18 protein-coding genes and 3 pseudogenes are annotated in these 20792 nt (G+C 64.9%); 12 read left to right on the top strand and 9 right to left on the bottom strand.

The annotated features are described in order from the left end of the window. Nucleotides 1-4 precede the first annotated feature (4 nt). The 5 genes and pseudogenes from B133_RS0114110 to B133_RS24945 all read left to right on the top strand — a co-directional run. On the top strand, nt 5-1084 hold the full coding sequence (locus tag B133_RS0114110; RefSeq protein ID WP_018601947.1) for an ABC transporter ATP-binding protein: 1080 nt from the start codon (nt 5-7) through the stop codon (nt 1082-1084). 9 nt (nt 1085-1093) lie between these two features. After that, a complete protein-coding gene (locus B133_RS0114105; RefSeq protein WP_018601945.1) occupies nt 1094-3352 on the top strand; it encodes an ATP-dependent DNA ligase in 2259 nt (752 codons plus the stop codon). Nucleotides 3353-3457: 105 nt separating this feature from the next. Further along, nucleotides 3458-4451, top strand: a pseudogene (locus tag B133_RS22810) (DUF222 domain-containing protein); the annotation flags it as partial. 617 nt (nt 4452-5068) lie between these two features. Beyond that, a complete protein-coding gene (ltrA, locus tag B133_RS0114095; RefSeq protein WP_018601686.1) occupies nt 5069-6505 on the top strand; it encodes a group II intron reverse transcriptase/maturase in 1437 nt (478 codons plus the stop codon). A gap of 106 nt (nt 6506-6611) precedes the next feature. Beyond that, nucleotides 6612-6896, top strand: a pseudogene (locus B133_RS24945) (HNH endonuclease signature motif containing protein); the annotation flags it as partial. A gap of 129 nt (nt 6897-7025) precedes the next feature. Here B133_RS24945 and B133_RS0114090 read toward each other — a convergent pair. The 5 genes from B133_RS0114090 to rnhA form a co-directional block, all read right to left on the bottom strand. Then, entirely contained in the window at nt 7026-8321 is a 1296-nt protein-coding gene (locus B133_RS0114090) for an ISL3 family transposase (protein ID WP_026255815.1), read from the bottom strand. A gap of 214 nt (nt 8322-8535) precedes the next feature. Then, on the bottom strand, nt 8536-8955 hold the full coding sequence (locus B133_RS0114085; protein WP_018601943.1) for a hypothetical protein: 420 nt from the start codon (nt 8953-8955) through the stop codon (nt 8536-8538). Between the two features lies 1 nt (nt 8956). Beyond that, nucleotides 8957-9172 carry a type II toxin-antitoxin system HicA family toxin gene (locus B133_RS0114080; RefSeq protein ID WP_018601941.1) on the bottom strand — a complete coding sequence of 72 codons (216 nt, stop codon included), beginning with the start codon at nt 9170-9172 and terminating at the stop codon, nt 8957-8959. Then, nucleotides 9169-9564 carry a hypothetical protein gene (locus B133_RS0114075; RefSeq protein ID WP_157625877.1) on the bottom strand — a complete coding sequence of 132 codons (396 nt, stop codon included), beginning with the start codon at nt 9562-9564 and terminating at the stop codon, nt 9169-9171. The genes B133_RS0114080 and B133_RS0114075 overlap by 4 nt, the downstream gene beginning before the upstream one ends. A 264-nt stretch (nt 9565-9828) precedes the next feature. Beyond that, the gene (gene rnhA / locus B133_RS0114070) at nt 9829-10293 is read right to left on the bottom strand and encodes a ribonuclease HI (RefSeq protein ID WP_018601936.1); all 465 of its coding nucleotides are present in this window, start codon (nt 10291-10293) and stop codon (nt 9829-9831) included. 151 nt (nt 10294-10444) lie between these two features. On the opposite strand from rnhA, the gene B133_RS0114065 reads away from it, so the two are divergent. After that, a complete protein-coding gene (locus tag B133_RS0114065; RefSeq protein WP_018601933.1) occupies nt 10445-10837 on the top strand; it encodes a DUF5709 domain-containing protein in 393 nt (130 codons plus the stop codon). Here B133_RS0114065 and B133_RS0114060 read toward each other — a convergent pair. Further along, nucleotides 10824-12047, bottom strand: a complete 1224-nt coding sequence (locus B133_RS0114060; RefSeq protein ID WP_026256425.1) for an MFS transporter — start codon at nt 12045-12047, stop codon at nt 10824-10826. The two genes, B133_RS0114065 and B133_RS0114060, sit on opposite strands and share 14 nt — an antisense overlap. Before the next feature lie 277 nt (nt 12048-12324). Here B133_RS0114060 and B133_RS0114055 point away from each other — a divergent pair, with 277 nt between their 5' ends. Continuing rightward, nucleotides 12325-13038: a GAF and ANTAR domain-containing protein gene (locus B133_RS0114055; protein WP_018601929.1), complete on the top strand. Its 714-nt coding sequence runs from the start codon at nt 12325-12327 to the stop codon at nt 13036-13038. Here B133_RS0114055 and B133_RS0114050 read toward each other — a convergent pair. After that, nucleotides 13025-14287 carry a diiron oxygenase gene (locus B133_RS0114050; protein WP_018601928.1) on the bottom strand — a complete coding sequence of 421 codons (1263 nt, stop codon included), beginning with the start codon at nt 14285-14287 and terminating at the stop codon, nt 13025-13027. The two genes, B133_RS0114055 and B133_RS0114050, sit on opposite strands and share 14 nt — an antisense overlap. 124 nt (nt 14288-14411) lie before the next feature. On the opposite strand from B133_RS0114050, the gene cobF reads away from it, so the two are divergent. Further along, nucleotides 14412-15251, top strand: a complete 840-nt coding sequence (cobF, locus tag B133_RS0114045; protein ID WP_018601926.1) for a precorrin-6A synthase (deacetylating) — start codon at nt 14412-14414, stop codon at nt 15249-15251. Nucleotides 15252-15256: 5 nt separating this feature from the next. Beyond that, a complete protein-coding gene (locus B133_RS0114040; RefSeq protein WP_018601923.1) occupies nt 15257-15643 on the top strand; it encodes a phage holin family protein in 387 nt (128 codons plus the stop codon). Here B133_RS0114040 and B133_RS0114035 read toward each other — a convergent pair. Then, nucleotides 15611-17347, bottom strand: coding sequence for an FUSC family protein (locus tag B133_RS0114035; protein ID WP_157625875.1), 1737 nt, complete (start codon nt 17345-17347; stop codon nt 15611-15613). The genes B133_RS0114040 and B133_RS0114035 overlap by 33 nt on opposite strands. Before the next feature lie 42 nt (nt 17348-17389). On the opposite strand from B133_RS0114035, the pseudogene B133_RS25180 reads away from it, so the two are divergent. From B133_RS25180 to B133_RS0114025, 3 genes and pseudogenes are all read left to right on the top strand, one after another. Continuing rightward, nucleotides 17390-17683 (top strand): annotated as a pseudogene (locus B133_RS25180) (DNA-formamidopyrimidine glycosylase family protein); the annotation flags it as partial. 90 nt (nt 17684-17773) lie between these two features. Continuing rightward, nucleotides 17774-18241, top strand: coding sequence for a zinc finger domain-containing protein (locus tag B133_RS24935; protein ID WP_232423367.1), 468 nt, complete (start codon nt 17774-17776; stop codon nt 18239-18241). A gap of 46 nt (nt 18242-18287) precedes the next feature. Then, complete coding sequence (locus B133_RS0114025; RefSeq protein ID WP_018601915.1) at nt 18288-19037, top strand: SDR family oxidoreductase; 750 nt, start codon at nt 18288-18290, stop codon at nt 19035-19037. 28 nt (nt 19038-19065) lie between these two features. Here the strand turns inward: B133_RS0114025 and pgi are convergent, their stop codons facing one another. Then, entirely contained in the window at nt 19066-20715 is a 1650-nt protein-coding gene (gene pgi / locus B133_RS0114020; protein WP_018601912.1) for a glucose-6-phosphate isomerase, read from the bottom strand. Nucleotides 20716-20792: the final 77 nt, after the last annotated feature.

Below are 20792 nucleotides of genomic sequence, written 5' to 3'. Positions count from 1 at the left end.
TCTCATGGCTGCAATCACCTACCGCAACGCCTCGTGCATCTACGAGGGCTCGGACAAGCTCGCGGTCGACTCGCTCAACCTCGACATCGCCGATGGCGAATTCGTGGTGCTGGTCGGCCCGTCCGGATCCGGCAAGAGCACCGCGCTGCGGATGCTGGCCGGGCTCGAGGACATCGACGAAGGCGCCATCGAGATCGGTGGCAAGGACATGACCGGGGTACCGTCCAAGGACCGCGACATCGCGATGGTGTTCCAGAACTATGCGCTGTACCCGACTAAGACCGTCGCCGAGAACATGGGCTTCGCGCTCAAACTGCGGGGCGTGCCTGCCGACGAGCGGCGTCGCAAGGTCGAGGAGGCCGCGAAACTGCTTGACCTGGAGCCGTTCCTGGACCGCAAGCCGGCCAAGTTGTCCGGCGGTCAGCGGCAGCGTGTCGCGATGGGGCGTGCCATCGTGCGTGAGCCACAGGTGTTCTGCATGGACGAACCTTTGAGCAACCTCGACGCCAAGCTGCGCGTGCAGACCCGCACCCAGATCGCCGCACTGCAGCGTCGGCTGGGCACCACTACCGTGTATGTCACCCACGATCAGGTCGAAGCCATGACCATGGGGGACCGGGTCGCGGTGCTGCGCAACGGAAAGTTGCAGCAGTTCGCTTCTCCGTCAGAGCTGTACGACAAGCCGGTCAACGAATTCGTCGCCGGTTTCATCGGATCGCCCGCGATGAACCTCGTCAAGCTGCCCGTCGTCGCCGACGGCGTCCGGGTCGGGGAGAACTCGACGCTGGAGCTGGAACGCGAGCAGCTCACCCAGCTGAACGGGTTATCCGAGGTCACCATCGGCATCCGCCCCGAACAACTGGAGATCGTCGACACCGGCGGTGTCGAGGTGGTTGTCGACCTGGTCGAGGATCTCGGTAGCGAGGCCTACGTCTACACCCACGCCGGTTCGGGCTCCGGCGTGGAGCTGGTGGCCCGGTGCAATCCGCGGACGGCACCGAAGCTGGCCCAGACGGTGCAGCTGCGCAAGCATCCCGACGGTGTCGTGCACCTGTTCCACCCGGAGACGGGCGCACGCATCTAGCCTGGCGTCATGGAGCGCTACGACCGGGTTCGGCTGACGAATCCCGACAAGGTGCTCTATCCCGCCACCGGCACCACCAAAGCCGAGGTTTTCGACTATTACCTCAGCATCGCCGAGGTAATGCTGCCGCACATCGCCGGACGTCCGGTGACGCGCAAACGCTGGCCAAACGGGGTTGCCGAGCCGTCGTTCTTCGAGAAACAGCTCGCGTCGTCGGCCCCGGACTGGCTGGCGCGCGGCACCATCGTGCACAAATCAGGGATCACGACCTACCCGATCATCGACACCCGTGAGGGACTGGCCTGGATCGCACAGCAGGCCGCGCTGGAAGTGCATGTGCCGCAATGGCGATTCGTCGAGGGGCAAGTCGGACCTGCGACGCGGATCGTATTCGATCTGGACCCGGGCGAGGGTGTCACGATGCACCAGCTGTGTGAGGTGGCGCAAGCGGTGCGTGAGTTGATGGGCGACATCGGCTTGGTGACCTACCCGTTGACCAGCGGCAGCAAGGGTCTGCACCTGTATGTGCCGCTGGCCGAGCCCGTTAGCTCCCACGGTGCGTCGGTGCTCGCCCGGCGGGTGGCCGAGCAGCTGGAGCACGCCATGCCGCAACTTGTGACGGCGACCATGACCAAGAGCCTGCGGGCTGGCAAGGTGTTCCTGGACTGGAGCCAGAACAGTGCTGCCAAGACCACCATCGCGCCGTATTCCCTGAGGGGCCGCGAGTTCCCGACCGCCGCTGCGCCGCGGATATGGGACGAGATCGCCGACCCGAAGTTGCGCCATCTGCGGTTCGACGAAGTGTTGCAACGGGTTTCCGAACTCGGGGATCTGCTGGCGGGGTTGGACGCGGACGCGCCAGCTGCCGACAAGCTGACGACCTACCGCAGCATGCGCGATGCCGCCAAGACACCCGAGCCGGTACCCAAAAGCGTTGCTGCAAAAGGTAACAACAACCGGTTTGTGATTCAGGAACACCACGCTCGCCGCCTGCACTACGATCTGCGGCTCGAACGCGACGGTGTTCTGGTGAGCTGGGCCGTCCCCAAGAACCTGCCCGAGACCACCTCGGTGAATCACCTTGCGGTGCACACCGAAGACCACCCGCTGGAGTACCTGGACTTTCACGGCACGATCCCGAAAGGGGAGTACGGCGCGGGCAACATGATCATCTGGGACGCGGGAACGTATGAGGCAGAGAAGTTCCGGGTTCCCGACGATCCTGAGGCCAAGAACGGCGAGGTGATCTTCACCCTGCGGGGCAGCCTTATCGAAGGCCGGTATGCGCTCATCCAGACCGGGGGCAAGAACTGGCTCGCGCACCGGATGAAGGATCAGCCGCAGGTACAGCTGCAGGACTTCGCGCCGATGCTGGCCACCGAAGGCTCCGTCGACAAACTCAAGCAATCCCAGTGGGCCTTCGAAGGCAAATGGGACGGCTACCGGCTGTTGGTGGACGCCGACCACGGGCACCTGCAGCTGCGGTCGCGCAGCGGACGCGACGTCACCGGTGAGTATCCGCAATTGCAGGCGCTGGCAGCCGATCTCGCCGACCATCGCGTGATTCTCGACGGCGAGGTCGTGGCCCTCGATGAGACCGGGGTACCGAGTTTTGCCGCGATGCAGAATCGGGTGCGCTCCACGCGGATCGAGTTCTGGGCCTTCGACATTCTGCTGCTCGACGGCCGATCGCTGTTTCGCGTGAAATACAGTGACCGCCGACGGCTGCTGGAGGCGTTGGCTGCCGGTGGTGGGCTCATCGTGCCGCCGCTGCTGCCCGGTGACGGGCCGGAAGCGATGAATCATGCCCGGGAGCAGCGGTTCGAAGGGGTGGTTGCCAAGAAGCGCGACGCCACCTATCAACCGGGTCGACGGTCGGCTTCATGGATCAAGGACAAGATCTGGAACACTCAGGAAGTGGTGATCGGCGGCTGGCGCCAAGGCGAGGGCGGGCGCACCAGCGGTATCGGTGCCCTTATGCTCGGCATTCCGGCCGAAGGCGGGCTGCAGTTCGCCGGCCGGGTCGGTACCGGATTCACCGAGAACGATCTGGCCAAGCTGAAAAAGCTGCTGGCCCCGTTGCACACCGACGAATCACCTTTCAACGCACCACTTCCCACGCTCGATGCCCGGGGCGTGACATTCGTGCGCCCAGAATTGGTCGGGGAGGTTCGCTACAGCGAACGGACATCTGACAATCGGCTACGCCAGCCGAGCTGGCGCGGATTGCGTCCGGACAAGACGCCTCATGAAGTCGGGTGGGAGTGATCCCAGGCTGCGTCGCAATCTGACAAGCGAGTAACAACCACAACCGTGTGGACGTCCGGGTTGTAGCGGTCCGGATTTGTCGGACCCTTCTGTGATGATGGTGTTATGTCTTCGACGGCAACATCTTTCGCTGCTGGGGTGAGTCCTGTGCAGCGGGTGGAGGGGTTGTTCGAGGAGCTGGCGGAGCTGGTTGGTCAACGCAACGCGATCGACGGCCGCATCGTGGACATCGTCGCCGAACTGGATCGCGACGAATTGTGCGGCGCCACCGGCGCCCGATCGATCACAGCTTTGGTGGCCTGGAAGACCGGTGTCACCCCGCACAACGCCGAAACAATGGTGGCAGTCGCACGCCGCCTCGAGGGGTTCCCACTCTGCGCCGAAGGGATGCGGGAGGGCCGGTTGTCGCTGGATCAGGTGGGGGTGATCGCCGAACGCGCCGCCGACGGTTCCGATGCGCATTATGCGGAGTTGGCGGCGGTGGCCACTGTTGCCCAGTTGCGTACGGCGGTCAAACTCGAACCCCGCCCCGCCCCTGATCCAGATCCCGAACCGGATCCCAAACGCGCGTTCCGCAAAGAGGTTCACGACGACTGCACGACCTACCGGATCACCCTGCCGCGCGACGAGGCAGCGACAGTCGATGCTGCGATGCAGTCGCATCACGACGCGTTGATCGCGCAGTGGAAGCGTGACCACGAGGATGCCGACCAGGCATCGGAGCAGGCACCGCCGTTCCCCGGCACCGTGGATGCATTGATGAGCCTGATCGAGGCCGGCTGGGACACCGACGTGGCGCGCCGCCCACATGGGCAGCACACCACGGTGGTGGTGCACGTCGACCTCGACCGCGACGGTGCGAAACCGGTCGCCTCACTGCACCTCGGGCCGGTGTTGTCCGATGAGGAACGCCGCTTCCTGTCCTGTGATGCGAGCTGTGAGGTGTGGTTTGAACGGCACGGGCGGGTGATCGGTGCGGGGCGTAGTACGCGGCAGGTCAGTCGCCGGTTGCGCCGGGTGTTGGAGGCATCGGGATCGGTGCTGTGTGGTGCCCGGCTGCGGCGCCACCCGCGGTCTGCACGCTCATCACCTGCAGCATGTGCGCCGTGAGGCGCGTGTATTCCGATCGGAGGTGAGAGACCTCCGATGTTCGGCCGTCACAGCGGTCGGATGAAAGCTGAGGGCAGCTGAATCTCGTAGGGATCGAGAGGGATTCGGTGGCAAGCGGCCCTGACAAAACCACGGCGGGTCAGTACTGCCAGATGACATGGCGCGTGGTGAGCAAGGTGAGAGGGCATACGTGAGGAACCAGTGTCGGAATCCTCGTTAGGTGGAACCGGTCTGCAAATCTGGCGGATATCGGACCGGTGTTGTGGTGCACGCGGAAGTGGTGTATCGGACGCGTCCGTTGCCTGTCCCGGCCAGGGGTGGGCAGCAGCCGGTGGGGAATTGTCTGTGGCGTACCTACCGGGGCCATCGGGGTAAAGCTGGGTGCCGGCCTCACCAATCGGATACATGTGAACACGGGAACCATTCGGGTGCTTCCCTTCCCGCGTCCCGGCCAGGGGTGCGGCGGGTAGGNGTCGATGCCCACCGAGGGCACTGGGATGGGGCGGAGCCGCCGTAGTACTGCGAGGCCGGGAAAGCCGGTCACATCGGGAAGGGCGGCAGTAGGACACGCAGAATACGGAGATTGCCATGTCAGAAGATGCACCGATGAATATCGGTGCCGCGCTGGAGTTGCCGTCCGTGGCGGCCCAGCGGGTACTGAGGATGCAGACCAAACTGCACTGTTGGGCGATGGCCGATCGTGGTCGTCGGTTCGACGATCTGTTCAACCTCGTGGCGGACCCGTGTTTCCTCGCGGTAGCGTGGGCACGGGTCCGGGAGAACACCGGTGCCCGCAGTGCGGGGATCGATAAACGCACCGCCCGCGGCATTGAGGCTAGTGCCGATGGTGTCGTCGGGTTCCTCGAACAGTTGCGGGACGCATTGCGCTCCGGCATGTTTCGACCGGTACCGGTGCGGCGAGTCGAGATACCCAAAGCCAGCGGCAAGGTCCGCAAGTTGGGTATCCCGACCGTGGCCGATCGGGTGGTACAGGCGTCGCTGAAGCTGGTGCTGGAACCGATATTCGAAACGGATTTCTCCGATTCGAGTTACGGGTTCCGGCCGCAGCGACGGGCTCAGGACGCGATCGAGGACATTCGGATGTTCGCTCACCGTGGTTATGAGTGGGTGTTCGAAGCCGACATCGCAGCGTGTTTCGACGAAATCGACCACACTGCCCTGCTGCACCGGATACGTGGTCGGATCGGCGATAAACGCATCCTGGGGTTGGTGAAGGCATTCCTGAAGGCCGGAGTGCTCGGCACCGACGGCACCACCTATGACACCTACACCGGAACTCCCCAGGGCGGCATCCTCTCGCCGCTGCTGGCCAACATCGCTCTGTCGGTTATCGATGACCACTTCGACAATCGCTGGGCGGCCCACCGGCACGGATCGGCCCGCAGGACCCATCGCCAGCACGGCGGAGCGACGTATCACCTCGTGCGATACGCCGATGACTTCGTGGTTCTGGTCTTTGGCCAACGCGGGCACGCCGAACAACTGTGGGAGGACATGACCGATCTGCTGGCACCGATGGGGCTGCGGTTGGCCCCGGCCAAGACGCAGGTCGTGCATATCGACGAGGGCTTCGACTTTCTGGGATTCCGCATCCAGCGGCATATCCAGCGGGGAAGCAACCGGGCATACGTCTACAGCTACCCGTCGCGCACCTCGCTGCAGACGATGCGACGCAAGCTCAAGACGGTGACCAAACGGATTACCCACCAACCCGCCGATCAGCTGTTCGGGCAACTGAGCCGGATGGTCCGCGGTTGGGCCCAGTACTTCCGGCACAGTTCAGCCAGCCGGGCCTACTCCCACATCGCCAACTACATGTGGTGGCGGGTGTGGAGCTGGCTGCTGCACAAACATCCCCGCACCGGCAAACGGGCCCTCTGGGCCCAGTACCACGTGCGCCGCTGGCCGCAGTACAACGGTGTTCGGCTCTACAACCCCACCACGATGAGCATCCAGCGCTATCGCTACCGGGGCTCGAAGATCCCGACACCCTGGGCAACACCTATCGTCGTCCCAGCTTGACCTACGGAGAGCCGGATGCGATGAGAGTCGCACGTCCGGTTCGGGGGCGCGGCGGCGGGAAATAGCCTGAGCGACAAGCTCAGACACTACGCCCGCCGCCGACGCCTACTGGGAGGACGGCGGGCGCACCGACCTGGACAATCTGGTGTTGGTATGCCCATATCATCACCGACTGCACCATCGCGGGGGTGTCACCATCACCGGACCGGCTGACCGACTCATCGTCACCGATGCCGCCGGGCGACGACTCAGTGCAGGGTCCCTGGCCCGGCCACCAACCACACCCCCACCCGACGTCCCACCCTGCCCCGGCCCCACCGGCGAACGCGCCAACTGGTGGTGGTACCAACCCTTCCAACCCCAACCACCACCAGCGGCGTCGGCGAACTAGGCGTTTTGAAGCAATCAGGTTTAGTGATAGTTGCTAGATCACCACAATCCGGTCTGAACTGGGCAAACCTGCACGATAGCCGTTGCTGGATGATCTCAAATTAGCTGGCTCTTGTGACGTATCTGTGGGTCATTGACGGCCGGGTAGGGCTGGTCGGTGTCCTCCGAGGGTGAGCATGGCTAGGGCGATCAGGGGTTCGGGGGTGGCGAAGCCGAAGGCTATGCGGGTGAGGAGTCGGATCTTGGTGTTGGCCGATTCGATGAGCCCGTTGGATAGTCCGTGTTCGATGGAGGCCAGGATCTGCCTGCGGTGGCGGGTGATGCGTTGTTGCAGCAAGACGAATGCTTCGATGCGGCAGCGCCGCGCCCAGGAGACCCATTTGTCGAGTGCTTCGGCGGCCTCGTCCACGGACAGTTTGAAGATCGTGCGTAGGGCTTCTTTGAGCAGGTAGGCACGGTAGAGCCGAGGGTCGGTCTTGGCGATCCATTCCAGTTTCGCCTGTTGCCGCTCGCTCAGGTTCTCCGGGTTCTTCCACAGCGCAAACCTGGTGCGCTTCAAGGCTTTCGCTTCTCCGGTGGCCACGGTGACACGCCGGCCAGCGACCCACCCGTGGCGCTGGGTGTGACCTGCTCGTCGGGCAGCGTTCCACGCCTGGCGACGCACCTCATCGAGTGCCTCGTTGGCCCAGCCGACAACATGAAACGGGTCAGCGCAGCGGATCGCGCCGGGGCAGCGATCGGCGACCACGTCGGCGATCCATTCGGCCCCGTCGGCGCTGACATGGGTGATCCGAGCGCACCGACCTGCACCGGAGGCTTCCAGGGAATCGAAGAAGGCGCGCACGGTCGCCCGATCGCGGCCGGTGTTGGCCCACACCAGCCGGCCGCTGTCATGGTCGACCACGATGGTCAGGTACTTGTGGTGGCGTTTGTAGGAGATCTCATCGATCCCGATCCGGGTCAGGTCGGCGAATGCGTCGATCCCGGCGGCGGTATCGGCCCACACCCGCGCGATGATCGATCCGACGGTGCGCCAAGCGATCCGCATCAGCTCGGTGATCGCTCGTTTGGAGCAGTGGGTAGCCAACCAGGCCACCTGCTGATCGAATGCGCGGGTGTGCCCGGCGCCGTGCCGAGCCCACGGGACCTGACACACCGTCGGCCCGTGGGTAGCACAGTCGACTCGCGGAATATCGGCTTCCAGGAACACCTCGATGGTGCCCATGTCCAGGGCGCGCCAGCGCCGCCGGCCCTGACCGCGGTCGTACCAGCGGGCCCGCGCACCGCAGGTTCCGCACCGCCCCCGGGCTGCTCGACGGGGCCGCACATGGGCCACAACCACCTGCGCTGCCTCATCGAACTCGACGTCGTCGATCACCGTGTTCTGGACGCACAACACCGCACGCCATAAGCTGGCATTCCGCACGCCGTTCTCCGTTCTATGAGTTTTTGACCTTCGACAAGCCAAAAACCTAGACCGAGAACGGCGTCCGGCCATTCAGGCGCAATCAACCACCCACAGATACGTCACAAGAGCCAATTAGCTTGATGGCGGGATGTTGCCGATGAATAAACGATGAGCAAACTATGGCAGATTAGGCTTCGCTCCACGCCGCCAGCTTCATGGACACCATGCTCGACTAGCCGGCCGTGGAGATCAGCTGCTGTGCCCGCTGAAACGACACCCCAAGCATTTCGCCGACGTCGCGTACCGCGACGCCGTGCGCGGCGAGATCACGGGCGAGCTTCCTGGCTTCGGCCCGGGCTGCAGCGGCGTGCTGTTCGGCCAGTTCGCGGTTGCGGGCGACCTTCTTGGCTTCGGCTGACACATCGATACCGTCGACCTCGATCGTGATGTCCACTCCGACTTCGGAGGGAGCAGAGTCCGTCACGGTGCAGATGAAGTCGACTGCGATGCCGGGTACCTCAGCGATCCGGCGCGCTTGTGTCGTGTCGCTGAGGTTGATTGTTCCGTTTACGGCGACGTACCCGGCGAGTTCGGGCACGGTGATCATCCACCACCGGTCGTCTCGGGTGACGTTGACCTGATAGGTGTGCATGTCAGTCCTCCTTGCAGTTGGTGGTGCACGCGTTGATCGCTGCGTCGACCTGGCGGCGTACGCCCGGGCTGATGGTGCGGTGTCCGTCGACCAGCGAGATGCTGTAGTGGCCGTGTGGGCAGGTCCACATGGTGTGGCTGCCTTTGCCGTCGCGGGAGGTGAAGCCGGCCTTCTTGAGCTGCTTGACGATTTCTCGGGTGGGCGCCGGTGCGATCATGACTCTAGTCTATATTGATAGACGATTTCTAGTCGAGTTAGGTAGACAATTGATGGTAGAGGTTGCCCAACTGGGGGAACAACGGCCGACATAGTCGCCATGCCCTCATAGGTGCTGTCGCCAGTCTTGATCAGGTGGACGGTGGCGACGTCGAAACTCGCGCCCTTACTGTTGGCCGGGTCGTCGAAGTACTGCTGCATCGACAACCGCACCTCCGCCTCGAGGGAGGCGAGCATGAAAGCATCGACAGCAGCCTTGCGTTCAGCCTTCACCGCGGTCGCATCGGCCGCCTTCGCGGTAGGCATCCCGGCGATCTGCTTGCCATGCAGGATCATCGGGCCCGCCAGCGTGAGACTGGCAGCCACCGCACCCGCCGAGACAATCCCGGACATGATCAACAACCAGGACGTACTGGATTGCGGTGGCAATCTGGCAGCAGGCCCCATGGCTCGTTGCGCACATTCGTCCGTCGCTATCTGCGTAGCGACCTCGGCTGACCCCGCGGCGCCACAGGTGCCGATGTGCGCCTCCGGGGAGACCGCTATCGCCACCCAGTCCTCGCCATACAGGGGTCAACCATCTTTGAGTCAGCTGATCTGCTGGTCGAAATCTGCGTTATCCCGGGACACGGCGAATTCGATAACGGTCGCAGACGGTCAGCGGACGGTGGCCCCGGCCACAGCTTCCCGCATGCCTCGGGTTGCCAGCTCGTCGGCCAACTCGTTGTCGGCAATACCCGCATGCCCCTTCACCCAGAACCACTCGACCTGATGCCGCGCGCAGGCAGCCTGCAGCCGTTGCCAGAGGTCGACGTTCTTCACAGGCTGCTTCGCGGCGGTCATCCAGCCGTTGCGTTCCCAGCCGAGTACCCACTTGGTGATGCCATTCCGTACATAGGTGCTGTCGGTGTGGAGGTGCACAACCACCGGCCTGGTGAGCGCCTCGAGTGCCATGATGGGCGCCGTCAGCTCCATCCTGTTGTTGCTGGTGACCCCGGGATCCCCGCCGAACATTTCGCGAACGCGCGTACCGTGTCGCAACACTGCGCCCCAACCGCCCGGACCGGGGTTCGGTCGGCATCCACCGTCGGTGTGGATGACCACGACACTGTCGGTCGTCACTTTTCCAACGCCTGACCGATCATGCGCCAAGAATAAGCATTGCGGCGGTCGGCGTTGTATCGACGCACCGACCTCACCGCAGGTTCGGCGCACGTCTCCGCTAGCGTGGCGCCCACCACCGGGAGGCGCGAACTGTGACATCGTTTGATGCATGAGTAGGCGCGACGGCGGCGCTGACGAATACAGCGTCGATGACGATGACCAGTTGACTCAGGAGGACGCCCTGATAGACCGGGGCGTAGACGATCTGCTCGACGAGGGTTACACGCCTCCGGATCGCTGGCGGGAACCCCGCGACCACGAGAGCCTCGATGAACTGCTGGCCGAGGAGGAACCCGACCCGGCGATGCAGCTCGACGATGACGACTATCCCGACGAGCAGGCCGGCGATGACGAAGTCGGGGATCGTCGGTCTGGCCGCCTCGTCGCGCCCAATGCGGGCTTCGGTGAAGATGACGAGGCTGAGCTGCTCGGGAGCGACGTCGGCATCGATGGCGGCGCGGCCTCTGCGGAAGAGGCCGCGGTTCACATCATCGACGAGTAGGGCTGCGCCGCTGCAATGCCACCGACACGGTGAGCACAAGCAGGCCGCCGACCGCCAGGACCGCACCCGCAGCGGCGGGGGCGGTGTAACCGTAGCCCGCCGCGATGACCAGGCCGCCTACCCAGGCACCTGTGGCATTGCCGACGTTCAGGGCGGAGTGGTTGAGGGCCGCGGCCAGCGTCTGCGCGTCGTGGGCCACGTCCATCAGCCGGGTCTGCAACGCCGGTCCCACTGCGGAGCCGGACGCGCCGATCCCGAACAGCGCCAGCAGCGCGGTCCATGGGTTGTGCGCGGCCGCCACGAATACCGTCAGCAACACCCCGAGAGCGCCGAGGGACAGGTAGAGCGCGCGAATCACCGATATGTCGGCCAGTCGGCCGCCGACCAGGTTGCCGACCACCATGCCGAGGCCGAACACCATGAGCGCAACCGGAACCAGCGTGCGCGACAACCCCGCCACATCGGTCATCGTGGTGCTGATGTAGGTGTACACGGCGAACATCCCGCCGAATCCGATCATGCCGATCAGCACGGCCAGCCAGACCTGGGGCCGGCGCAGCGCACCGAGCTCGGTCAGTGGGCTGGTGACGTGCATGGTGCGCAGTTGGTCGGGTAGCCAGAACCACAGCGCGGCCAGCGTGACCATCCCGATGGCGACCACGAGGCCGAACGCGCTGCGCCAACCCAGCGCCTGGCCGAGCCACGAGGCGATCGGCACCCCGAGCACCGTCGCGATGGTCAGGCCGGACAGCACGTGGGCGACTGCCTTGGCCCGGTTCTGCGGGCCCATCAGGTGAGCAGCGGCGAGGGCGGCGATACCGAAGAACGCGCCGTGCGGCAGGCCTGCGACGAAGCGGGCCGCCACCAGGGTCGGGTACGACGGCGCCACCATGCTGGCCAGATTGCCAAGCGTGAACACGGTGATCAGGCCGAGCAGCAGCGCCTTGCGCGGCAGCCGCGCGGTGACGGCCGCGATGACCGGCGCACCCACGACAACGCCGAGGGCGTACGCGGAGATGACATGACCGGCGGTGGGTTCGGTGATCCCGAAGCTCGACGCGATATCGGGCAGCAGTCCCATGGCCACGAATTCGGTGGTGCCGATGCCGAAACCACCGAGCGCCAGGGCGATCACGGCAAGTCGGCGCACCGTGGGATCGGCTGCGACGACGGACACGGGGCCCGACGGGCGGTTAAGGGAAGTCGTCATGCGAAGCGGTTCTCCGGTCGGACGGTGCACGGGAGCTCTCGGGCAGCATCGGCGAGAACGGCGGCTACAACGCTAACCGGGCTTCTGATGTTCCATCAACTTACTTATGCAATTTGAATGCGAAAGTGAGCGAAGTCTCGCTTGTCGGGAATAGCGATGCCGCACGAGAACCTGTTCTAGAAGTCGCGTGAATCGGTCCGTGAAGGTGAAGGACTAGGATTGGCGTGGCTGCCTCTTGCGACGTTCCCGTCGCCCAAGGGGGATGGGAGCGAATTCCATGACAGATACCCCACATGCGGTCATTGCCTTGCAGATCAGTGAGTTGATCCGCGATATTCAGCAGTCTCCGCCCGCCGACGTCGATGCGGCCCTGGGTGAGCTCACCGAGAGCGGTGTCAACTACATTTCGGCCGCCCAGCATGCCGGCATCACCATCGCGTCGCGTGATGGCAAGCTGCACACCTCCGCGGCGACCAGTGAATATCCAGCCCTCCTGGACAAGTTTCAGCAACTATGCGGTGAGGGACCGTGCCTCAGTGCGGCGTGGGAGCAGCACATCATCAAGATCGATGACGTCGAGACAGAGCAGCGGTGGCCCGCCTATTGCCGGGATACGCGCGAGGAGACGCCGATCCGCTCGATCATGGCCTTTCAGCTCTATGCAGACCACCAGACGATGGGCGCATTGAATTTCTATTCCGAGCGCGCCTACGCCTTCGATGCCGAGGCCGTCGAGTCCGGTCTCATCGTCGCCACGCACGCAGCCCTTGCATGGAACCTGCTCCGTCGGGACGAACAGTTCCGCAGTGCGCTGGCCTCTCGCGACATCATCGGCCAGGCAAAGGGCATGCTGATGGAACGCTTCAAGATCGACGCCGTCCAGGCCTTCGAGGTGCTCAAGCGGTTGTCTCAGAATTCCAACACCCCTCTCGTGGGCGTTGCGCAGGAGATCGTGACTGCGGATCGCGCGACCGATGTCATCGGCCGTTAGCGGCACCGACGGCGGTGATCTCGACGTTCGGCAGGCTGAACGGCGGCATGCCGACACCGGCGATCGAGTAGGTGTCCTGTGCGGTGCGTTCGGTGATCCGGGCGTCCACGCACCGGGTGTCGATCGTCAGCCGGACCGGACCGGGTGCGATGGCGGCTGGTGCGTCGAGAATCGTTCCACGCCAATGGTATCGGCCGTCGATCGGGTCCAGGTGTCCGGTCAGACGCACATGCGCAGGATGCTCGCCGTCGGCGATCCGCAGTGTTGCCGCTCCGTCGTACACGTCGTCGTCGGCTTCGACGGTCGAGCTCGGGGATGTCGCGATGCCACGCACCGCGGTGGCGGGCAGGAACCCGGTGCGGCGCCACAGCCGTCGGGCGATCGGGCCCATCAACCCGACCTCCTCCAGAAACGCGGCCAGCGGGGCGAACCCGGCGATCTGGGTCTCGTGCCGGTGCGCGCTGGCTCGGGCCATCTTGCGGGCCGCGCGGGCATCGAGGCCGGCCCGGCGGTATTGCACCTTGTTGGTGAACAGGAAGCGGAAGAACAGCCCGCCGACCCCGTTGAGATTGCCGACCCACACGCGGGCGGTCCAGGGCATCGTCGGAGTGCGCTTGCGCAGCCCGTCGCGGGCGAACTGGATGTGGCGGGCTTCCTCGGTGACGTGAATTCGCATGAGGCGCTGGATTATTGGCTGTAGTTCCGGATCGTCCATCATTTGCCGCTGCAGGGAGTCGAAGATCTCTTCGCCGATCAGAGCAGCCACCCACAGCAAGGAACCGCGGAACGCGAATGGCAGGGCGTTGATGATCATCCGCTGGTACAGCCGCGGCCGGACGGGCTTGGCGTCCACCTTCTCGATCGCCCTGCCGAACATCACCATGTGCCGCGTCTCGTCGCCCAGCTCGGTGAGCTCGTAGTGGGTCGCGCGGGCGGTGGGGTCCTGACGCATCATCTTGCGCAGCAGTGCTTGGTTGAGGATGTTCTCGAACCAGATGCCGGCCGAGAGTGTGTTGACCAGCTCCTGGCGTGACAGCTCGATCTGCTCGGCGCGGGACATACTGTCCCACAACGGTGTTCCGTACAGGGACACCGTCTTCGGAGGCAGGTAATACTTGTCGGGATCCAGGGGTGCGTCCCAGTCGATGTCGACCACGGGCGCATAGGACTTGCGTACCGAGCCCTTGAGCAGGCGTTCGGAGAACTCCTCACGTGTGGCGGCGTTGGCCGCCCTGACCGAAGTTGGCACCGTGGACGTCCCTTCGACTGTTTGGAGCGAAGCTGCTAATCGAAATTAGGGTCACTCGCAACATTTAGTCAATACCCACGGTACCGCATACTTTCCGACGTGGTCAGATCGTTACCCTTCGGATGTGCGCCACATCCATGTCATCGGTATCGGCGCGGGTGACCCCGACTACGTCACGGCACAAGCGGTTTCCGCACTCAACGACACCCAGGTGTTCTTCGCGATGGACAAGGGGCCGCGGCGAGGCGCCGACACCCGGACGCGAGGAGGACAAGACACCCGGACGCGAGGAGGACAAGACACCCGGACGCGAGGAGGACAAACTGGTACCGATGAGCTGGTCGCGCTGCGTCGGTCGATCTGCGAACGGTTCATCAAATCCGCACCTGGGGCACCCGGTTACCGGTTCGTCGAGCTGATCGATCCGCCGCGCGCGACCACCGGGGAATACACCAGTGCCGTCGCTGATTGGCATGCCGAGCGGGCCAGTATCTGGGCGCAGGCGATCGAGACCGAACTGGGGCCCGACGGCGTCGGCGCGTTTCTGGTCTGGGGTGACCCGTCGCTGTATGACAGCACGCTGCGCATCCTCGACCAGGTCGCCGAACAGGTGGAATTCGACTACGACGTCATTCCCGGAATCACTGCCATCCAGGCGCTGACGGCACGGCACCGTATCCCGCTCAACGACATCGGCGAGCCGGTGCTGATCACCACTGGCCGCCGGTTGCGCGAGGAGGGCCTCTCCGGCGCCGCGGTGGTGATGCTCGACGCCGAATGCTCGTTCCAGGATTGCCCGCAGCAGACCCGGATCTGGTGGGGCGCCTATCTGGGCACGCCCGACGAGATCCTCGTTGCCGGCCGCGTCGGCGAGGTGGGCGAACAGATCGTTGCGGCGCGAGCCCAAGCGCGTGAACGCCACGGCTGGATCATGGACACCTACCTGCTCCGATCGGCAGACTGACAGTCATGACCTCATTTCTGTTGCGCGCCGGGCTGACCGGGCTCGCACTGTGGATCGTGACGCTGATCGTCCCGGGGATGAGTTTCGTCGGTGGAAACACGACCGTGGCGCGCGTCGGCATCATCTTCGTCGTCGCAGTGATATTCGGTGTGGTCAACGCGATCATCAAACCGATCGTGCAGATTCTCTCGATCCCGCTGTACATCTTGACCCTCGGACTCATCCACATCGTGATCAATGCGCTCATGTTGTGGATCACGTCCCGGATCACCGAGAGCACCACCCACTGGGGTCTGCAGATCAACGAATTCTGGTGGACCGCGATCTGGGCGGCGATCGTGCTGTCGATTGTCAGTTGGCTACTGTCCCTGGTCTGGCAACCCGAGCACTGAGACCTGTTCGGTCAGATCGGCGGCGGTGTCGGCGGCCGCCGTGGTGTTCCCGTCGTGTTCCAATGCCCAACACGCTGCCAGGGTGCGGTAGGCGAGTTGTTCGGCGACCACCACCGTCGGCCACATGCGTTCGGCCGCAGCACGTTGCGACGGCGATCCGCCGACGCCGACGTCGTAGGCGGGCAGCATCGCCATCGTGCGCAATTGCAGATCCCTGCGGTCGGTGCGGGCCAGGGCGGTGGTGACGTTACCGGCCGCCAGATGGCGCACCGCCGACTCGATGGCGGTCGTCGTGCCCGAGATCGCGGTCGCCAATCCAGCGGGAGGACGACCGCGCTCAGTCAGCCAATACACCAAAAGGGCCACGGCACAACCGATCAGCGTGTCACCCCCACGCGCCAGCAGTAGCGCACCGAGGCCGGCGACCGGAGCGCCACCCGACGCGATGGTCAGCGCTGCGGGCGTGATGAAGATGACGGCAAGGGTGTAGTTACGCACCACGACCATCTCGATGGCGAACTGCAATGTGCCGAGTACCAAGGCCAACCACACTCCTTGCGGGTGCAGCGCCAGGATCGCCCCGGCCACGCCCAGTCCGAGCCAGGTGCCCAGTGTGCGTTCGATGCCGCGCTGTACCGTGCGCTGCCAATCGAAACCCTGGTGCAACATCAGCACTGCGGTCGCCATCGCCCAATAAGCGTGGCTGATTCCCAACGCCCCGGTGATGGCGCCGGCGATCAATACCGCGATTCCGACGCGGGCGGCCAGCCGCATGGAGTTGGAACCCGGGGTCACCGCTCGGCGCAGCAACGCCGCCACGCTGGGCCTACCGAGCGGAACCCCTTCCGCGCCATGATCGTCGATGAAGGCGTCGGCGGGCACGGTGGCCAGATGCCTCGCAAGTTCCGCCCCGTCGAACGGCAACGGCCGGCCGGTGTCTGCGCTGCGCATGGCCTCGGCGAACAGCGCGTGCAAACGTCGGTTCACCACCCGCAGGCGGTAGAGAGTGTCATCGGGTTTGGGTTGCACGGGCTGGTAGGTGACCAGCGTGATCCACGCGGTGTGCAGCAGTGTGGCGGCCCGGTGCCGGGCGGCGGCTTCGGCATGCGCGTCACCGCCGATCGTTTCGATGTACCCGGCGATCGCCGTCGCCGCGGCCGCGACCGCGGCGCGCTCCGGGCCGCGCGGGCGCGTCAGCGCACCCGCCATATGGACCAGCCAGGCGAACGCGCCACCGGCGAGCACCAGCACGGCGAGATGGGCCGGCGTCAGGTGTGTGGCGGCTACCCCGGTGCCCGCAGCGCACGCCAGCACGAACAGGTAGGCGCCCGGCGGCCCGATGGCCAGCGCGTTGCACACCAGCACGACGACCATCGCGATCACGGTGACGGTCCCCACTGCCAGCCACGGCGCGGCAGCCGCCCAGTCTCCGAGCGCCACCGAGGCGGCGAAGCACGCCACGACCACGCCGAGATAGACGCCACGGTTGAGGTAAGGCCTGCCGCTGCCGTACAACGAGGTGAACCCGCCGATGGTGGCGATCAGGCCGGCAGCGATGTCGCCGAACGCCCAGCCGACGAGCACCGGGACCGTCATACACAGTGCCGCGCGCAGCGCGAACGAGAATCGGCGTGGTCCGCTGTTGAGGACGAAGATGTTTCGTAGCGGGTGGAAAACCGGTTTGGGCGCGGGCCGGTCTGACATGGATACCAGCATGCTCGGTGCGGGCCTGACACACTGGAAGGCGTGCCCGAGCTACCTGAGGTCGAGGCCCTCGCTGACCATCTACGTCGACATGCCACCGGACGGGTGGTGACGCGCGTCGACGTGGTTGCCCTCTCGGTGCTCAAGACTTTCGATCCGCCGGTATCCGCTCTGCACGGGCAGACCGTCACCGGAGCCGCTCGGTGGGGCAAGTACCTGGGTCTGCAGGTCGGTCAGCTCTATCTGATCACTCATCTGTCGCGGGCGGGCTGGCTGCGCTGGTCGAACAAACTGGTGCCCACTCCGCTCAAGCCGGGCAAAGGGCTGATCGCCCTACGGGTGCATCTGGACGGAGCGGGGTTCGACCTCACCGAGGCCGGGACGCAGAAGCGCCTTGCGGTGTGGGTGGTGCGCGACCCGTCAGAGGTGCCTCAGATCGCCGCACTCGGCCCTGACGCGCTGTCGCTCGATCAGGCTGGTCTAGCTGCCGCACTCGCGGGGGAGAGCGGCCGGATCAAGAACGTGATCACCGATCAGAAGGTGATCGCCGGGATCGGCAACGCCTACAGCGATGAGATCCTGCACGTGGCCAAGCTGTCGCCGTTCGCCACCGCCGGCAAGCTCACCGAAGCGCAACTGGCTGATCTGCACGCCGCGATGATCTCGGTGCTCACCGATGCAGTGACCCGTTCGGTCGGGCAGCAGGCGGCGACGTTGAAGGGGGAGAAGCGGTCGGGGCTTCGCGTGCATGCCCGCACCGGGCTGCCGTGCCCCGTGTGCGGGGACACCGTGCGGGAGGTGTCGTTCGCCGACAAGTCTTTTCAGTACTGCCCGACGTGTCAGACCGGTGGCAAAATGCTGGCCGACCGCAGGATGTCACGGTTGCTCAAGTAGCAGTGCTCGTCCTCACCCAGGTGTCTAACTCGGTTATCCTGCTGCCATGATCCGCCAGAAGATCCTCATCACCGGTGCCAGCTCGGGCTTGGGTGCCGGTATGGCCCGGCAATTCGCGGCTAAGGGCCGTGACCTGGCGTTGTGCGCCCGTCGCACCGAGCGGCTCGACGAACTCAAGGCTGAGCTCGCCGCCCGGCATCCCCACGTCAAGGTGGCCGTCGCAGAGCTGGACGTCAACGATCACGAGGCCGTGCCTAGGGTGTTCGGTGAACTGTCCGAGGAACTTGGCGGGATCGACCGGGTCATCGTCAACGCGGGCATCGGGAAGGGCTGGACACTCGGCGAGGGCAAGCCGTGGGCCAACAAGGCCACATTGGAAACCAATCTTGTTGCCGGGCTGGTGCAGATCGAGTCCGCGTTGGCGATGTTCAAGAAGTCCGGCTCCGGACACCTCGTGCTGATCTCGTCGGTGCTCGGCAACCGCGGGGTCCCGGGCGCCAAGGCGGCGTACTGCGCGAGCAAGGCCGGTATGTCGTCGCTGGGGGAGTCGCTGCGTGCCGAGTACGACAAAGGCCCGATCCGCGTGACGGTTATCGAGCCGGGCTACATCGAGTCGGAGATGACGGCCCGGGCGAACTCGACCATGCTCATGGTCGACAACGAGACCGGTGTGCGGGCGATGGTCGAGGCCATCGAGAAGGAGAAGGGCCGCGCCGCGGTGCCGCGGTGGCCGTGGGCTCCGCTGGCCCAGGTGTTGCGGCTGTTGCCGCCGAAGTACACCAGGCGTTTGGCGTAGCGGCGGGCCTGTCGTCCTGTCTTGGTCTTTAGGCTGAGCGGCCGCGTTCTACGCGGTAGCGGCGTACCAGGGTGTCGGTTGAGGAGTCGGATTGTTTGGCGGGGGATTCGTCGCAGGTGATCACCGGTAGTAGTGCTTTGGCTTGGGTCTTGCCCAGTTCGACGCCCCATTGGTCGAAGGAGTCGATGCCCCAGATGACGCCTTCGGTGAATACCTGGTGCTCGTAGAGCGCGATCAGCTGGCCGACGACTGAGGGTGTGAGCTTGGTGGCCAGGATGGAGGTCGATGGCCGGTTGCCCGGCATGACCTTGTGCGGCACGATCTCGGCGGGGGTGCCTTCGGCGGTGATCTCGGCGGCGGTCTTGCCGAACGCCAGCACCTGGGTCTGGGCGAAGAAGTTGCTCATCAGCAGGTCGTGCATGCTGCCCTCGCCGTCGGCGGTCGCGAGATCGTCGACGGGTTGGGAGAACCCGATGAAGTCGGCGGGGATCAGTCGGGTGCCTTGGTGCAGCAATTGGTAGAAGGCGTGCTGACCGTTGGTTCCTGGCTCGCCCCAATAGATTTCGCCGGTCTCGGTGCTCACCGGTGAGCCATCGCACCGCACTGACTTGCCGTTCGATTCCATGGTCAGCTGCTGCAGGTAGGCCGCGAACCGGCACAGGTCGTTGGTGTAGGGCAGGACCGCACGTGACTGTGCGCCGAAGAAACTCGAATACCACAGACCGATCAGGCCGAGCAGTGCCGGCGCGTTGTCTTCCAGTGGGGCGGTGCGGAAGTGCTCGTCGACAAGGTGGAAGCCGGCCAGGAACTCGGCGAAGCGTTCCTTGCCGATCACGGCCATCACCGACAGCCCGATCGCCGAATCCACCGAGTAGCGGCCACCGACCCAGTCCCAGAAGCCGAACATGTTGTCGGTGTTGATGCCGAATTCGTCGACCAGCTTCTTGTGGGTCGACACCGCCACGAAGTGCTTGGCCACTGCGGCATCGCCTAGCGCCTTGACCAGCCAGCGTCGCGCCGCGGTCGCGTTGGTCAGCGTCTCCAGCGTCGAGAAGGTCTTGGACGAGACGACGAAAAGCGTTGTGGCGGGGTCGAGTCCGTCGAGTGTGGCGACCAGGTGGGAGGGGTCGACGTTGGACACGAAGCGCGCCGAGATGCCCGCGTCGGCGTAGTGCCGCAGCGCGTCGTACACCATCACCGGGCCCAGGTCCGAACCGCCGACACCGACGTTGACGACGGTGGTGATGCGCTTGCCGGTGGCCCCGGTCCACTCACCCGAGCGCAGCTTGTCGGTGAAGGCGCCCATCCGATCGAGCACATCGTGCACATCGGTGACCACGTTGTGGCCGTCCACGGTCAGTTCGGCGTTGGCGGGTAACCGCAGCGCGGTGTGCAGTACGGCGCGGTCCTCGGAGGTGTTGATGTGCTCACCGGAGAACATGGCGTCGCGGTGCTGCTCCAGCTCCGCGGTGCGGGCCAGCTCCACCAGAAGCTTCACCGTCTCGCGGGTGATGCGGTGCTTGCTGTAGTCGATGTAGAGGTCGCCGACGTTCAACACCAGCTCGGTACCGCGGGCGGGATCCTCGGCGAAGAACTCGCGCAAATGGGTCTCGCCGATCTTGTCGTGATGACGGACCAGAGCTTGCCACGCGGCAGTGGTCGAAATATCGGCGCTCATGCTTACGGTGCTCATGCTCATATGGAGAACCTAGCTAACTTCCTTGGACGGTTATTTGTGCGACGAGACTCAGAGAA

Source organism: Mycobacterium sp. 155, assembly GCF_000373905.1.
Classification (GTDB): domain Bacteria; phylum Actinomycetota; class Actinomycetes; order Mycobacteriales; family Mycobacteriaceae; genus Mycobacterium.
This window is presented reverse-complemented; position numbering and strand designations above follow the sequence as displayed.

Coding starts and splice junctions, on each gene's coding strand:
- B133_RS0114035 (WP_157625875.1), bottom strand. CDS start 17,347: ATGTCAGACCGGCCCGCGCCCAAACCGGTTTTCCACCCGCTACGAAAC.
- pgi (WP_018601912.1), bottom strand. CDS start 20,715: ATGAGCGCCGATATTTCGACCACTGCCGCGTGGCAAGCTCTGGTCCGT.
- B133_RS0114110 (WP_018601947.1), top strand. CDS start 5: ATGGCTGCAATCACCTACCGCAACGCCTCGTGCATCTACGAGGGCTCG.
- B133_RS0114065 (WP_018601933.1), top strand. CDS start 10,445: ATGAGTAGGCGCGACGGCGGCGCTGACGAATACAGCGTCGATGACGAT.
- B133_RS0114080 (WP_018601941.1), bottom strand. CDS start 9,172: ATGATCGCACCGGCGCCCACCCGAGAAATCGTCAAGCAGCTCAAGAAG.
- B133_RS0114055 (WP_018601929.1), top strand. CDS start 12,325: ATGACAGATACCCCACATGCGGTCATTGCCTTGCAGATCAGTGAGTTG.
- B133_RS0114085 (WP_018601943.1), bottom strand. CDS start 8,955: ATGCACACCTATCAGGTCAACGTCACCCGAGACGACCGGTGGTGGATG.
- B133_RS0114105 (WP_018601945.1), top strand. CDS start 1,094: ATGGAGCGCTACGACCGGGTTCGGCTGACGAATCCCGACAAGGTGCTC.
- ltrA (WP_018601686.1), top strand. CDS start 5,069: ATGAATATCGGTGCCGCGCTGGAGTTGCCGTCCGTGGCGGCCCAGCGG.
- B133_RS0114075 (WP_157625877.1), bottom strand. CDS start 9,564: ATGTCCGGGATTGTCTCGGCGGGTGCGGTGGCTGCCAGTCTCACGCTG.
- B133_RS0114060 (WP_026256425.1), bottom strand. CDS start 12,047: ATGACGACTTCCCTTAACCGCCCGTCGGGCCCCGTGTCCGTCGTCGCA.
- B133_RS0114040 (WP_018601923.1), top strand. CDS start 15,257: ATGACCTCATTTCTGTTGCGCGCCGGGCTGACCGGGCTCGCACTGTGG.
- B133_RS0114025 (WP_018601915.1), top strand. CDS start 18,288: ATGATCCGCCAGAAGATCCTCATCACCGGTGCCAGCTCGGGCTTGGGT.